We start from the raw sequence: 14,531 nt of genomic DNA, 5'->3' as shown, positions 1-14,531 counted from the left end.
CCGGCCACCCGGAATACGGCACTGCCGTGGGTCCGGTCTCGGCGGCACCCTTCGGCTCGCCGTCGATCCTGCCGGTCTCATGGGCCTATGTTTTGCTGATGGGCGGTGCCGGTCTGACGCAGGCGACCAAGGTGGCGATCCTGAACGCCAACTACATCGCGGCGCGTCTGAGCGAGGCTTATCCGATCCTCTACACCTCGGAAACGGGCCGGGTGGCGCATGAATGCATCCTCGACACCCGTCCGCTGGACGAGGCGGCACATGTCAGTGTCGACGACATCGCAAAACGTCTGGTCGATAGCGGCTTCCACGCGCCCACCATGTCCTGGCCGGTGGCTGGTACCCTGATGGTCGAGCCCACGGAATCGGAACCCATGGCCGAACTCGACCGCTTCTGCGAGGCCATGCTCTCGATCCGCTCGGAAGCGCAGGACATCATCGACGGCAGGATTGATGCGGAAAACAACCCGCTGAAAAACGCCCCCCACACGGTGCGCGACCTCGTCGGCGACTGGGACCGCCCCTACACCCGCGAACAGGCCTGCTTCCCCCCGGGCTCCATGGGCGTCGACAAATACTGGTCCCCCGTCAACCGCGTCGACAACGCATACGGAGACCGAAACCTCATCTGCACATGCCCACCAATGTCAGATTACGAAGACGCAGCAGAATAAAACACAACCAACATAACCCCGCCAAACAATCGGCGGGGTTTTTCGCCAATCGGAAACCTGTGTTCTGATTTGACCCCGTTTCAGATGTCGTTTTTGTCAAGCGAAGCGTCTTTTTCGCTTGCTGCAACTGCAAACTCTGCTTACCCCTGTCCGTGGGACACCCCTCCCCAACGAGGGGCGTATATCTGGAAGGGTAATACAGATGAGTACTCAACAACCGGCAACGCGGCCGGCGAATCCGCGTTTTTCCTCGGGCCCCTGCGCCAAACCCCCCACATATGATCTGACCAAGCTGGCCGATGCAGCATTGGGGCGGTCGCACCGTGCTGCCGTTGGTAAGGACAAGCTGAAGGCGGCCATCGAAGGCACGCGAGAGATTTTGGGCATCCCGGCAGATTACCGGATCGGCATAGTTCCCGCCTCGGACACCGGCGCGGTCGAGATGGCGCTGTGGTCGCTGCTGGGTGAACGCAAAGTCGAGATGCTGGCGTGGGAGAGCTTTGGGTCTGGCTGGGTGACCGATGTGGTCAAACAGCTGAAAATCGACGCTGAGGTAAAGACCGCCGATTACGGGCAGATCGTCGATCTGGCCTCGGTCGATTTCACCAATGACGTGGTATTCACATGGAACGGAACGACCTCGGGCGTGCGGGTTCCAAATGGCAATTGGATTGCGGAGGACCGCCAGGGCCTGACGATTTGCGACGCGACCTCGGCAGCATTTGCGATGGACCTGCCTTGGGACAAGTTGGACGTGACCACGTTCAGTTGGCAGAAGGTTCTGGGTGGTGAGGCGGCCCACGGGATGCTGATCCTGTCACCGCGGGCTGTCGAGCGGCTGGAGAACTACACCCCCGCATGGCCTCTGCCGAAAATTTTCCGCCTGACCAAGGGCGGCAAGCTGATCGAAGGCATCTTTACGGGTGCTACGATCAACACACCGTCGATGCTGGCGGTCGAGGATTACCTGTTTGCGCTGGACTGGGCGCGTTCGGTCGGTGGGCTGCAGGGGTTGATCGCCCGTGCCGATGCCAATGCGGGTGCGGTGCATGCCTTCTGCGACCAAAATGACTGGATCGCCAATCTGGCCGAGGATGCGGCGACGCAGTCGAACACTTCGGTCTGTCTGAAGTTCACCGATGCGCGCATTCAGGATGGAGCGAGTTTCGCCAAGGCCGTGGCCAAACGGCTTGAGGTCGAGAACATCGCGCTGGATATCGGCGCCTATCGCGACGCGCCTGCAGGTCTGCGCATCTGGTGCGGTGGTACGGTCGAGACCTCGGATATCGAGGCAATGCTGCCCTGGCTGGCTTGGGCTTTTGAAGCCGAAATTGCGGCGCAATCCGCGGCAGCCTGAATTTCCCCGTGCCGGGCTGAAGCCCGGCCTACATCCCATCCAAAATCGTAGGGCGGGCTTTAGCCCGCCACCCACAAGTTCCAAAGGACCAAAGATATGGCCCCCAAAGTACTCGTATCCGACAAGCTCAGCGAAACCGCCGTTCAGATCTTTCGTGATCGCGGCATCGACGTGGATTTCATGCCCGATCTGGGCAAGGACAAGGACAAGCTGGCCGAGGTGATCGGCCAATATGACGGTCTCGCCATCCGATCGGCAACCAAAGTGACGCCGACCCTGCTGGAGAAAGCGGACAATCTGAAAGTCATCGGTCGTGCCGGAATTGGCACCGATAATGTTGACAAGGATGCGGCCTCGAAGAAGGGCGTGATCGTGATGAACACGCCCTATGGAAACATGATCACCACGGCCGAACACGCGATTGCGATGATGTTCGCAGTGGCGCGGCAAATCCCCGAGGCCAGCACCTCGACCCATGCGGGTAAGTGGGAAAAGTCCAAATTCATGGGGATCGAGCTGACCAACAAGACGTTGGGCGTGATTGGTGCCGGCAACATTGGCGGCATCGTTTGCGAGCGTGCCCTGGGCCTGAAGATGAAGGTTGTCGCCTATGATCCCTATCTGGGCGAAGAGAAAGCCGCCAAGATGGGCGTGGAAAAGGTTGAGCTGGACGAGCTTCTGGCCCGCGCCGATTTCATCACGCTGCATGTGCCGCTGACCGATCAGACCCGCAACATCCTGAGCCGTGAGAATCTGGCCAAGACCAAGAAAGGCGTACGTATCATCAACTGCGCACGTGGTGGTCTGGTTGATGAAGAGGCGCTGGCCGAGGCCCTGCAATCCGGTCAGGTCGCTGGGGCTGCTTTTGACGTGTTCAGCGAAGAACCAGCCAAAGAAAACGCCCTGTTCAACCTGCCCAACGTGGTTTGCACACCGCATCTGGGTGCAGCAACGACCGAAGCGCAGGAAAACGTGGCGCTGCAGGTGGCCGAGCAGATCTCGAACTATCTGCTGACCGGTGCTGTCGAAAACGCGCTGAACATGCCCAGCGTCACTGCCGAAGAGGCCAAGGTCATGGGACCGTGGATCAAACTTGCGGGCCATCTGGGCAGCTTCATCGGTCAGATGACGGACGAGCCGATCAAGGCGATCAACATCCTCTATGACGGCGTCGCTGCCGAGATGAATCTGGCTGCGCTGAATTGTTCGGTGGTTGCCGGGATTATGAAGAAGTTCAACCCCGAGGTGAACATGGTCTCGGCCCCGGTTGTGGCGAAAGAACGTGGGATCAAGATCTCGACCACCAATCAGGATAAATCCGGTGCCTTTGAGGGTTATATCAAGGTAACTGTTGTGACCGAGAAACGCGAACGTTCCATTGGCGGCACGGTGTTCAGCGATGGCAAGCCGCGCTTTATCCAGATCAAAGGCATCAATATCGACGCCGAGGTTGGCGCGCATATGCTCTATACCACCAACGAGGACGTACCAGGCATCATTGGCGCACTGGGCCAGACGATGGGCGAGAACGACGTCAACATCGCCAACTTTACCCTTGGCCGCGCCGAGGCCGGGGGAGAGGCCATCGCTCTGCTCTATGTCGATGAACCGGTGCCAGCCGAAGCGCGGGCCAAACTGGCGGAGACGGGTCTGTTTACGCAGATCAAGCCGCTGGAATTCGACGTGGCCTGACCCGCTGTGTTGAGATCGTGAAACAGACAAGAGCCCGCACCACAATCGGCGCGGGCTTTTTCTTTTGTCTGCGCAGTTTTTGAGGCACAAGGCAGGCAAGATAATTTACGAGGATTTGGCGTGGCTTCAGCGATTTATGCCGTCGGTGACCTGCACGGGCGGGTCGACGAGTTTGACCGAGTGCTGTCCAATATCGAGCGCGATGGTGGCCCTGACGCTCGGGTGGTATTTTTGGGTGACTATGTGGATCGTGGCCCCGACAGTTGCGACATCATAGACAGGCTGATCGCCGGGCGCGCGGCCGGTCGGGACTGGATCACGCTGCTGGGCAATCATGACCGGATGTTCGCTTGGTTCCTTGAGGACACGCCCCGGCACGACCCTCATCTGCTTGTGGGCTATCATTGGTTGCACGAGCGGCTGGGCGGCGTCGAAACCCTGCGCAGTTACGGGGTCGTCTTCGACGATCGGATTCGGTTGGAAGACCTGCACCAGATGGCGCGCGCCGCGGTTCCAAACTCACATGCAATGTTCCTGCGGGATCTTGTCCTGATGCACCAAACCGCCGATCTGGCCTTTGTCCATGCCGGCATTCGCCCGGGGCTGCCTCTGCAGGAGCAGCGCGAAAACGATTTGGTCTGGATTCGAAATACCTTTCACGCGCATTCGGGGCGACATCCGAAACTGATCGTTCACGGCCATACGCCGGTCGACAAGGCCACCCATTACGGCAACCGGATAAACCTTGATACCGGTGCGGGATATGGTCGCGCGGTCAGTGTTGGCGTGTTCGAAGGACCATCATGCTGGTTGCTGACCGGCAAAGGCCGTGTACCGCTGGCGCCGAGACCCGAGTGATTCAGACTCTATTGCGGGCGATATCGACCTAGGTCGAGGCCAACAATTCGGACACTGCTGCGGTGTAGGCCGGGATGATCTGGTCCCGCGCGACGTGCCGTCCGCCGCGCACCATGTGCCGACCAGCCGACCAAAGGTCGGTGACAAGCCCATCGGGCGCGGCAAAACACAGCCCGTCCAAAAGCTGATCATCGGGCAGCGTTGACAGCGTCGGATGTGTGCTGTCGATCGCTACCAGATCGGCCAGCTTGCCGACTGCAATCTCTCCGCCGCTGCGGCCAAGAGCCTGCGCACCGCCAAATGCCGCGCCGTTGTACAATGACATTCCGACCGAGCCCTGATCGCGAACCAGAACGTTGCGCGCGCGATCACGCAAGCGCTGCGAATATTCCAGGGTCCGCAGCTCTTCGGGTAGAGAAATACGTATATTAGAGTCTGATCCAATGCCAAACCGACCATTACTTTCCATGTAGACGGACCCGTTGAAAATACCGTCCCCCAGGTTGGCTTCGGTAATCGGGCACAGACCGGCAACCGCCCCGGTCCGCGCCATCGCGCGTGTTTCTTCATCGGTCATATGGGTCGCATGGATCAGGCACCATCGCGCGTCCACATCCACGTTGTTCAACAGCCAGTCGACCGGGCGCTGGCCCAATGCGGCCTCGACGTCTGTAACTTCTTTCACCTGTTCGGCGATGTGGATGTGGACCGGGCCGGTGGTGTGATGCTGCAAAACCTGATGCAAATCGCCGGGGCTTGTGGCGCGCAATGAATGCGGCGCAATCCCAAGAACAGCATCATCATCCGGCAGATAGGTCCGGCAGTCATCGACCAGACGCAGATATTGGTCCACATCATTGCCAAAGCGCAATTGCCCACCCGACAGGGGCTCTTGCGCGGTTCCGCCATAAGAATAGAGAACCGGCAACAGCGTCAGTCCGATCCCGGTTTCCGCCGCTGCGGCACAGATGCGTTGGCCCAACTCGGACAAATCGGCATAGGGCGCGCCGTCTGGTTGGTGATGGACATAATGGAACTCGCCCACGGCGGCATAGCCTGCCTCCTGCATCTCCATGAATGTCAGGGCGGCGATCGCCTGTATCTGCTCGGGCGTCAGGTGCTCCAGAAACCGGTACATCAGGCTGCGCCAGGTCCAAAAGCTTTCCCGTCCAGCCATACGTATCTCGGTCCGGCCTGCCATGGCACGCTGAAAGGAATGGCTGTGCAGATTTCCTAGCGCCGGAAGCAGCACGTCCACCTGCGTGTCATCCGGGTGGGCCGCCGCCCCTTGTTGCACCGAAGTGATCATCCCGCCGTCACATTCGACCCGCAGATTCTTTACCCAATCAGAGCCTAACAAGGTATTTCTGGCGAAGATAGACATGGGGACTCCAATTTGTGTAGACTTTATATATTTACACGTATACTTAAAAATCATCCATTGGGGGAGCCAAAAAGAATCGCCATGACCAAAAATTTTGTTGTTCAGGCTACAGCCATCGCGACGCTGCAAGAGGGCTCGGACTATGGTCTGATCGAGCGCGGCGCCCTGGTGATCGAAGGGCAAACGGTGGTCTGGGTCGGGCCCGTCGCGGCGTTGCCACCGCAGTATCAGGATTGGCCGCAGCGCGACTATGGCGACCGTCTGATCACACCCGCTTTGACAGATGCGCACACGCATGTGGTTTACGGCGGCAATCGCGCCGCTGAATTTGAGATGCGTCTGAACGGTGCGACTTACGAAGAGGTCGCCCGCGCTGGCGGCGGAATTCTGTCCACGGTCAAAGCCACCCGCGCCGCGTCCGAGGATGCCTTGCTGGCCGATGCCTTGCCGCGCGTGGACGCCCTGATCGCTGAAGGCGTGACCTGTATCGAGGTAAAGTCCGGGTACGGTTTGGATACCGAAACGGAACTGCGCATGCTGCGTGCGGCGCGGCGTATCGCGAACGAACGACCAGTGCGCGTGGTGACCAGCTTTTTGGGCGCGCATGCCGTCCCCCCCGAATACAGCGACCGAGCGGATGCCTATATTGATGAGGTTTGCATCCCGACGCTGCGTTCAGGCCATTCCGAAGGGCTGATCGACGCGGTTGACGGATTTTGCGAGGGGATCGCGTTTCACCCGGAACAGATTGCGCGGGTATTTGACGTCGCGCAGGAGCTTGGCTTGCCCGTCAAACTGCATGCCGAGCAGCTGTCGAATCTGGGCGGAGCAAAGCTGGCGGCATCTTACGGCGCACTCTCCGCTGATCATGTCGAATACCTGGATGAAGACGGTGTTCGTGCAATGGCGCAAGCCGGCTCTGTCGCGGTGCTGCTGCCCGGCGCGTTCTATACCTTGCGCGAAACCCAGTCTCCGCCGATCGATCTGTTTCGCGAACATGCCGTTCCGATGGCGCTTGCGACGGATTGCAATCCTGGGTCATCGCCGATGACCTCGATCCTGTTGACGATGAACATGGCCTGCACCCTGTTCAGGATGACCCCGGCCGAGGCTCTGGCGGGCGTTACCCGGCATGCAGCACTGGCGTTGGGGATAAAGGATGTCGGAGTTATCGCACCCGGCTATCGCGCCGATCTGGCAGTCTGGGACGTCACCCACCCGGCCGAACTGTCGTATCGCATAGGCTTTAACCCTGTGCACAAACGTATCTTTGGAGGTCAGGAATGACGACCCTTACCCTTGTTCCGGGTCAGGTTTCTCTGGCGCAATTGTCCCAGATCTATTGGGATGAGGCGTCGATTTCACTGGATCAAAGCTGTCGCCCGCGAATCGAGGACGCCGCAGACCGAATAGCAAAAGCTGCCGCCGGAACCGCCCCGGTCTATGGCGTCAATACCGGTTTCGGAAAACTGGCCAGTCACAAGATTGCCGCCGAGGACACCTCGACCCTGCAGCGCAACCTGATCCTCAGCCATTGCTGCGGTGTTGGCCCGGCGGTTCCAAACCGGGTTGTACGGCTGATGATGTCGCTGAAATTGCTGTCCTTCGGGCGTGGGGCATCGGGTGTGCGTTGGGCGTTTGTGGAGCTGCTGCAAGCTATGCTGGCACGCGGGGTGACACCGGTTATCCCGATACAGGGATCGGTCGGGGCCTCGGGTGATCTTGCACCGCTTGCGCATATGGCCGCTGTCGTGATCGGTGAAGGGGTTGCTCAGGTCGATGGCGAAATGATGTCAGGCGCGGAAGCGCTGAAATCGGTCGGGTTAGAGCCTATTCAACTGGGCCCCAAGGAAGGTCTGGCCTTTATTAACGGAACCCAGTTTTCCACCGCCTATGCATTGGCCGGATTGTTTGAGGGCTGGCGCGCGGCGCAGAATGCGCTGGTGATATCGGCGGCATCTACCGATGCGATCATGGGGTCCACCGCACCTTTGCAACCCGGCATTCACGATCTGCGCGGTCATCGCGGTCAGATTGAAGCCGCCTCGGCCATGCGCACAGTGCTGCAGGGCTCGGAAATCCGTGAAAGCCATCGCGAGGGCGACACGCGCGTGCAGGACCCCTATTGCATCCGGTGCCAGCCACAAGTGACCGGGGCCGCAATGGATGTGATGCGTCAGGCCGCCGCCACGCTCGAGGTCGAGGCCAACGCTGCGACGGACAATCCGTTGGTCTTGACGGATACCGATACCATCGTCTCAGGCGGAAATTTCCACGCCGAACCGGTCGGATTTGCAGCCGATATGATGGCATTGGCCCTGTCCGAGATCGGCGCCATTGCACAGCGCCGAATCGCATTGATGGTCGACCCGGCACTCAGCTTTGACCTGCCGCCGTTCCTGACGCCCGAACCTGGCCTGAATTCCGGTCTCATGATCGCCGAGGTGACCACGGCTGCGTTGATGAGCGAGAACAAACATCTGGCCAACCCCTGCGTGACCGATAGCACACCGACATCGGCCAATCAGGAAGATCACGTGTCGATGGCGGCACATGGCGCACGTCGTCTGACCCGGATGGTCGAGAACCTGAACTACATTCTCGGGATCGAACTGCTTTGCGCGGCGCAAGGCATCGAATTCCGTGCGCCTCTGACCACAAGCGCGGCGCTGAACGGTGTTGTCGCGCGGTTGCGATCCGACATCCCGACGCTGGGCGACGATCGCTATCTCGCGCCGGAACTGGAAACCGCGCGGACGATTGTCGCCGACGGAGATATCCTGAGCGCCGTGCAGGTCGCAATGCCGGAACTGTTCTGATGCAGATCTTCGATGTTCATCGCGGCGACGGCCCGATCATCCTTGGTCAACCTCATGGCGGGACCTTTGTGCCCGAAGATGTTGGTGGACGTCTGAACGAAAATGGATTGCGGCTGGCGGACACGGATTGGCACATAAACAGGCTCTATGAAGGGCTATTGCCCGATGCAACCGTCGTCCAGTCCCATGTGCATCGCTATGTGATCGACGCAAACCGGGACCCAGCCGGGGTTTCGCTCTATCCGGGGCAAAATACCACGACGCTGGTGCCGCTGACCGATTTTGACGGGCAGCCGATTTGGCGCGAAGGCCAGGAACCCACGGATGATGAGGTTGCCGAGCGGCGGCTGGCCTATCACGCGCCCTATCACGCCGCGCTGGCCGAAGAGATGGAGCGTGTGAAAGCCAAACATGGCGTTGCGGTGCTGTTTGACTGCCACTCGATCCGCAGCACGATACCGTTTCTGTTTGACGGTGTTTTGCCGGATCTGAACATCGGCACCGATGGCGGCCAAACCTGCGCAAACGCGATCGAAGCCATCACCGACGAATTCTCGGCATCGTCACCCTATAGCACCGTGCTGAATGGGCGTTTCCGAGGCGGATGGACGACCCGCCACTATGGCCGCCCTGCTGACGGATTCCACGCAATTCAGATGGAATTGGCGCAGTCGACCTATTTGGCGGCGGAAACTGCCCCTTGGACATTCGACGACAAGAAAGCCACGTGCCTGCGCCGCTGGCTGTTCGATATCCTCGACGCAATCGAAGACACTGCATTGGAGCTTGCCTCATGACCGATCCTCGCAAGAACACGCGCGATATCTACCCGCCGACCGGACCCGAACTAAACGCCAAAAGCTGGGTGACCGAGGCGCCGCTGCGGATGCTGATGAACAATCTGCACCCGGATGTGGCCGAGAATCCGCATGAGTTGGTGGTTTATGGCGGCATCGGTCGCGCCGCCCGAACCTGGCAGGATTTCGACACTATTGTTGCCGGATTGAAGGATCTGGAAGACGACGAAACGCTGATCGTCCAGTCCGGCAAGCCGGTTGCGATCATTCGCACCCACAAGGACGCGCCGCGGGTACTGATTGCGAATTCAAACATCGTGCCGCATTGGGCGACATGGGATCATTTCAATGAGCTCGATAAGAAAGGTTTGATGATGTACGGCCAGATGACGGCCGGGTCATGGATCTATATCGGCACGCAGGGCATCGTGCAGGGCACCTATGAAACCTTTGCCGAGGCTGGGCGGCAGCATTACGGTGGAGACCTGACCGGCAAGTGGATCCTGACGGGCGGGCTTGGCGGTATGGGCGGCGCACAGCCGCTGGCGGCTGTGTTCGCCGGGGCCAGCTGTCTGGCGGTCGAATGCAACCCGGACTCGATCGATTTCCGACTGCGCACCAAGTATCTCGACGAGAAAGCGGAAACGCTGGATGAAGCGCTGGCGATGATCGACCGTTGGACCAAAGCGGGCGAGGCGAAATCGGTTGGTTTGCTGGGCAATGCCGCCGAGGTTTTCCCCGAGATTTACGCTCGGATGCAGGCCGGTGGCATGCGTCCTGACATCGTCACCGATCAGACCAGCGCCCATGATCCGATCAACGGCTATCTGCCGATAGGCTGGACGATGGGGGACTGGCGCGAGAAGCGTGAAACAGATCCTAAATCAGTAGAAAAGGCCGCCCGCGCCTCGATGAAACAGCATGTCGCGGCCATGGTAGATTTCTGGAATGCGGGTGTGCCAACTCTGGATTACGGTAACAACATCCGGCAGGTGGCGCAGGATGAAGGGCTGGAGAACGCCTTTGCCTTTCCCGGCTTTGTCCCCGCTTATATCCGTCCGCTGTTCTGCAAGGGGATCGGCCCGTTCCGCTGGTGCGCCCTGTCGGGCGACCCCGAGGATATCTACAAGACCGACGCCAAGATGAAAGAACTGTTCCCCGAAAACGAGCATCTGCATCGATGGCTCGATATGGCGCAGGAGCGTATTGCCTTTCAGGGCCTGCCTGCCCGCATCTGCTGGATCGGGCTGGGCGATCGCCATCGCGCTGGACTGGCCTTTAACGAGATGGTCGCCAATGGCGAGTTGAAAGCACCGGTGGTAATCGGGCGGGATCATCTGGATTCGGGCTCGGTTGCCAGCCCCAATCGTGAGACCGAGGCGATGCTGGATGGCTCGGACGCTGTCAGCGACTGGCCGCTGCTGAATGCGCTGATCAACACCGCCAGCGGGGCCACCTGGGTGTCGCTGCATCACGGCGGTGGGGTTGGCATGGGGTTCAGCCAGCATGCGGGCGTGGTGATCTGCGCAGACGGGACCGAGGATGCCGCACGTCGATTGGAGCGGGTGCTGTGGAACGATCCTGCCTCGGGTGTCTGGCGTCACGCGGATGCAGGGTATGACATCGCCAAAGAGTGTGCCCGTGAACATGGGCTGCGCCTGCCGGGTATTCTGGGATAAGCCAAACAGCCTCTGGCGAAATTGCTGCGCCTGCGATATGCGCAGATGAGTTTGCCGGAGGTCCAAGATGTACATAGCCACCCTGCTGACAGATCCCAAAGCGCCAGCGCTGGAACCGGCGCTGGTCGAGTCGATGCGGAACGCATGGGGTGGCGGCGATGTGAGCTGGTTGAGCCCGGACGAAGCAGCCGAGTTCCCGTTGCCGCGAAAGCCCGCAAATCTGTGGGATATCTGGCGCGACTTGCAGCCCATGGGCGTCGATCTGGTTGTTCAGATTGCGGAAGGGCGGCGCAAGAAGATGTTGCTGGCCGATATGGACAGCACCATGATTCAGCAGGAATGCATCGACGAGTTGGCCGATGAGGCCGGTGTCGGCGACCGCGTCAAGGACATCACCGCCCGCGCCATGAATGGCGAGCTGGATTTTGAAGGCGCACTGATCGAACGGGTCGGTCTGCTGAAAGGTCTGGATGAAAGCGTGATCGGCAAGGTTCTGGACGAGCGCATCAGCCTGATGCCCGGTGGGAAAAGCCTGTTGGCAACGATGCGCGCGAACGGATCCTATGCCGCGCTGGTCTCGGGCGGGTTCACGGCCTTCACCGCACGCGTCGCCGCGACGTTGGGCTTTGACGAGAACCGCGCCAACACCTTGCTGGCTCAAGACGGCAAACTGACAGGGGATGTGCAACGGCCCATTCTGGGACGACAGGCCAAGATCGAGGCGCTTGAGCAGATCTCAACCCGGTTGGGCATAGCCGAGGCGGATGTGATCGCTGTCGGCGATGGTGCCAACGATCTGGGCATGCTGGGTCGTGCGGGAACGGGGGTTGCGCTGCACGCCAAGCCTTCGGTCGCGGAAAAATGCGAGGTACGCATCAACCATGGCGACCTGACGGCGTTGTTGTACCTTCAGGGCTATGCGCGCGCTGACTTCGCGGTCTGATCGCAGTCAGAACAGATCAAAGCGTACCGGGTTCTGCGCCCAGTAGACACGTGCGGCCAGCAGCAGACGGGCCTTGGGATCGGTCGCGGCTGAATAGGGCACCGGCACGCCATGTTCGGCGGCGATGTTTTCCAGCGCTGCAAGCGTTGCCGGGCCGACCTGTCCGTCAACCGCGATATTCCCGCCCAATTCGTTCAGCGCTTTCTGCAAAGCCCGATTCAGGTCGTCTTGCGACATCCGGTCAAGTTGAGCATCCGCCCGGCCTGCGGGTTCCTCATTCGGCAGCAGCGCAGCTTTGGCGGCCCGCACGGCAGCATCCGCCGGGCCCTGACCGGGCACTTGACCGTCCAGAATGATATATGCCCCGTTCGCGCCGCCCCAGGCATCTCCGCGTTCCAGCGAGGTGTCGTACCACTGCAAAGCTTCGGCACGGGTTCTGCCCGGCAACTGATCGCGCAGGATCATTCGCGCAATACTGGCCGGGGCCGTCGGGTGACCGCCTTCGGCGGCGGCCAGAAAATACGCCTCGGCCCGGTTCAGATCGACCGGATTGCCACCCAGCCCGTTCAGCGAAACATAGGCAAGGTTGTCATATCCGTAGATGTCCTTGCGCAGCTCTGATGCGCGCAGATACCGCATACCGCGTTCGGGAATGTAATGGTTCGAGTTTTCGCGCAGGAAGTACAAGCCAAGCTCGTTCATTGAAAACGTGTGCCCAAGCTCGACCGAACGTTCCAGCAATTCAAAGCCGCGTTTTTGCTCTGCCGCGGTTTCGCCTTCCCGCAACAGCGCTTTGCCAAGGTTGTGCATCGCATAGGGGTCTTGCTCGGCTGTGGCTTGCTCAAGCAAATCACGCGCCTTTTGGGCGTCATACGGGATTTTCGTGACCGCGCGGTCGATGCGATCTGTGTCAAGCAGGATGGCCAGCGCATATTTCGCCCGGATGTGTCCTGCATCAGCCGCTGCCGAGAAATTGTCATAGGCATCTGCGACATTGCCCGCTGCTTGCTGCGCGCGCCCGAGTTGATACTTGAAACGAGCGGTGCCCGGATATTCGGACACAGCGGCTTCGCAGGCGGCCAGCGCTTTGGTGATGTTCAACTCGTTAGGCAGGCGAAAGACGCCGACACCATTGATATCAAGCGCATCGCCCGCCTCGATATCGCAGGCGTTCATCCCAAGTTGCAGGGAAACATCGACGCTTTGGGTCTTTTGGTCGGTCGTAACCACTTCGACCGTGAAACTGTCCGAAAAGCCACCGCCGCTCAGTTCAACCGCGCGGGTGTCGGAAACCTCTGGCAAATAGACGACCGAGGCGGATTCGCCGGTATTGACGCTGCCCCGCCCCGGGGTGTCGACAATGCGCACATCCACAATGTCCTGACCAAGGCTGGTCTCAAGCCTTTGGGTCAGCGGAATCGTCTTGTCAAATTGAAGGCTCAGGTCCAGCGATTGCGCCTCGCCCGTGCTTGCAGGCAGGTCTTCGGTCTCAACCTGTTGCTGCGCCAGATAGAAGGGTCGCACGAGCGTCGAGCTTTCCCACGGGATCTGCTTGCCAGCGGTTGAGCTGTGGACCCGTTCGCGAATGACCGGGAAAAGCTGCTGAATATTGTCAAATGGCGACGATTGAACGGTTTCAAGTACAGCGGCCGTATAGGGGCTGTTCTGCCCCAGATCGCCGTCGCTTGCGACCGCTCCGGGCGACGTCGAATAAGCGACCAGCGAATTCAGCGGCGTGCTGAACACGTCGAAGCCCGAGCGTGTTTCAAACAGGTTGGCGTCCAGATCGGCAGCAAGTCTCAGGTCCTGAAATGGGTTGTCTCGGCACGAGTCCAGAATAGCCACATGTGCCGCACTGCGCGCCGACAGGGTGTCGATCACCCGATCCAGCGTCATCGTCGCCAGCGGCACGTCATAGATGCTTTCGAATTTGGCATCCACGGGCAGCAGATAATTGCGCCGCCCGATCTGAATGCCGTGACCCGCGTAATAAAACAGAACGTCCGCCGAATCCGGGATATTGAGGACAGCTGTGCGGATCAGTTCTTCGAACTCGCGCTTGGTCAGATCGTAGCCGTCATAGACCCTGAAATTGAACCCGCGCAGCATGTCTGCGATGTCTTCGGCGTCCTTGCGCGCATTGGTCAGGTCGCTCACCGCATCGTAATCCTGATTGCCAATGACAATCGCGATCCGGCCTCCGCTGACGGATTGCGCAGTCGCCGTGTCGCTCTGGGCCGATGAGACCGTAGGCTGCGACAGCGAAAGCGCAACACTTGTCAGTAACCAAGCAGTTTTATGACGCAGACCAAGACGTGACATCGTGCG

The 14,531-nt window shown here is 59.9% G+C and carries 10 protein-coding genes and 1 pseudogene; 9 read left to right on the top strand and 2 right to left on the bottom strand.

The features are described from left to right. From ACR0LX_RS17870 to ACR0LX_RS17855, 4 genes and pseudogenes are all read left to right on the top strand, one after another. Nucleotides 1-674 (top strand): annotated as a pseudogene (locus ACR0LX_RS17870) (glycine dehydrogenase (aminomethyl-transferring)); the annotation flags it as partial. A gap of 202 nt (nt 675-876) precedes the next feature. After that, complete coding sequence (locus tag ACR0LX_RS17865; RefSeq protein WP_480784876.1) at nt 877-2,031, top strand: phosphoserine transaminase; 1,155 nt, start codon at nt 877-879, stop codon at nt 2,029-2,031. 96 nt (nt 2,032-2,127) lie between these two features. Then, complete coding sequence (serA, locus tag ACR0LX_RS17860; RefSeq protein ID WP_480784875.1) at nt 2,128-3,723, top strand: phosphoglycerate dehydrogenase; 1,596 nt, start codon at nt 2,128-2,130, stop codon at nt 3,721-3,723. 120 nt (nt 3,724-3,843) lie between these two features. Then, nucleotides 3,844-4,581 carry a metallophosphoesterase family protein gene (locus ACR0LX_RS17855; RefSeq protein WP_480784874.1) on the top strand — a complete coding sequence of 246 codons (738 nt, stop codon included), beginning with the start codon at nt 3,844-3,846 and terminating at the stop codon, nt 4,579-4,581. A gap of 28 nt (nt 4,582-4,609) precedes the next feature. On the opposite strand, the gene ACR0LX_RS17850 is transcribed toward ACR0LX_RS17855, so the two are convergent. Then, complete coding sequence (locus tag ACR0LX_RS17850; RefSeq protein WP_480784873.1) at nt 4,610-5,965, bottom strand: formimidoylglutamate deiminase; 1,356 nt, start codon at nt 5,963-5,965, stop codon at nt 4,610-4,612. 81 nt (nt 5,966-6,046) lie between these two features. Between ACR0LX_RS17850 and hutI the strand changes: the two genes are divergently transcribed. The 5 genes from hutI to serB all read left to right on the top strand — a co-directional run bounded on the left by hutI (nt 6,047) and on the right by serB (nt 12,203). Continuing rightward, a complete protein-coding gene (gene hutI, locus ACR0LX_RS17845; RefSeq protein ID WP_480784872.1) occupies nt 6,047-7,252 on the top strand; it encodes an imidazolonepropionase in 1,206 nt (401 codons plus the stop codon). After that, nucleotides 7,249-8,784 (top strand): histidine ammonia-lyase, encoded by a 1,536-nt coding sequence (gene hutH / locus ACR0LX_RS17840; RefSeq protein WP_480784871.1) that lies wholly within the window; start codon nt 7,249-7,251, stop codon nt 8,782-8,784. The genes hutI and hutH overlap by 4 nt, the downstream gene beginning before the upstream one ends. Next, nucleotides 8,784-9,581: an N-formylglutamate deformylase gene (gene hutG / locus ACR0LX_RS17835; protein WP_480784870.1), complete on the top strand. Its 798-nt coding sequence runs from the start codon at nt 8,784-8,786 to the stop codon at nt 9,579-9,581. Before hutH ends, hutG begins: the two co-directional genes overlap by 1 nt. Then, nucleotides 9,578-11,260, top strand: coding sequence for a urocanate hydratase (gene hutU, locus ACR0LX_RS17830; protein WP_480784869.1), 1,683 nt, complete (start codon nt 9,578-9,580; stop codon nt 11,258-11,260). Before hutG ends, hutU begins: the two co-directional genes overlap by 4 nt. 67 nt (nt 11,261-11,327) lie before the next feature. After that, nucleotides 11,328-12,203 carry a phosphoserine phosphatase SerB gene (gene serB / locus ACR0LX_RS17825; RefSeq protein WP_480784868.1) on the top strand — a complete coding sequence of 292 codons (876 nt, stop codon included), beginning with the start codon at nt 11,328-11,330 and terminating at the stop codon, nt 12,201-12,203. 6 nt (nt 12,204-12,209) lie between these two features. Here the strand turns inward: serB and ACR0LX_RS17820 are convergent, their stop codons facing one another. After that, on the bottom strand, nt 12,210-14,525 hold the full coding sequence (locus ACR0LX_RS17820; RefSeq protein ID WP_480784867.1) for a caspase family protein: 2,316 nt from the start codon (nt 14,523-14,525) through the stop codon (nt 12,210-12,212). Nucleotides 14,526-14,531 lie beyond the last annotated feature (6 nt).

This window comes from Ruegeria sp. CH11, from assembly GCF_056537105.1.
The sequence above is the reverse complement of the archived record's forward strand: the minus strand, read 5'-3'. Positions and strand labels throughout refer to the sequence as shown.

Excerpts from the sequence above, each read along its gene's own strand:
- ACR0LX_RS17865 (WP_480784876.1), top strand. The coding sequence starts at position 877 with ATGAGTACTCAACAACCGGCAACGCGGCCGGCGAATCCGCGTTTTTCC.
- serA (WP_480784875.1), top strand. The coding sequence starts at position 2,128 with ATGGCCCCCAAAGTACTCGTATCCGACAAGCTCAGCGAAACCGCCGTT.
- ACR0LX_RS17850 (WP_480784873.1), bottom strand. The coding sequence starts at position 5,965 with ATGTCTATCTTCGCCAGAAATACCTTGTTAGGCTCTGATTGGGTAAAG.
- hutI (WP_480784872.1), top strand. The coding sequence starts at position 6,047 with ATGACCAAAAATTTTGTTGTTCAGGCTACAGCCATCGCGACGCTGCAA.
- hutH (WP_480784871.1), top strand. The coding sequence starts at position 7,249 with ATGACGACCCTTACCCTTGTTCCGGGTCAGGTTTCTCTGGCGCAATTG.
- hutG (WP_480784870.1), top strand. The coding sequence starts at position 8,784 with ATGCAGATCTTCGATGTTCATCGCGGCGACGGCCCGATCATCCTTGGT.
- hutU (WP_480784869.1), top strand. The coding sequence starts at position 9,578 with ATGACCGATCCTCGCAAGAACACGCGCGATATCTACCCGCCGACCGGA.
- serB (WP_480784868.1), top strand. The coding sequence starts at position 11,328 with ATGTACATAGCCACCCTGCTGACAGATCCCAAAGCGCCAGCGCTGGAA.
- ACR0LX_RS17820 (WP_480784867.1), bottom strand. The coding sequence starts at position 14,525 with ATGTCACGTCTTGGTCTGCGTCATAAAACTGCTTGGTTACTGACAAGT.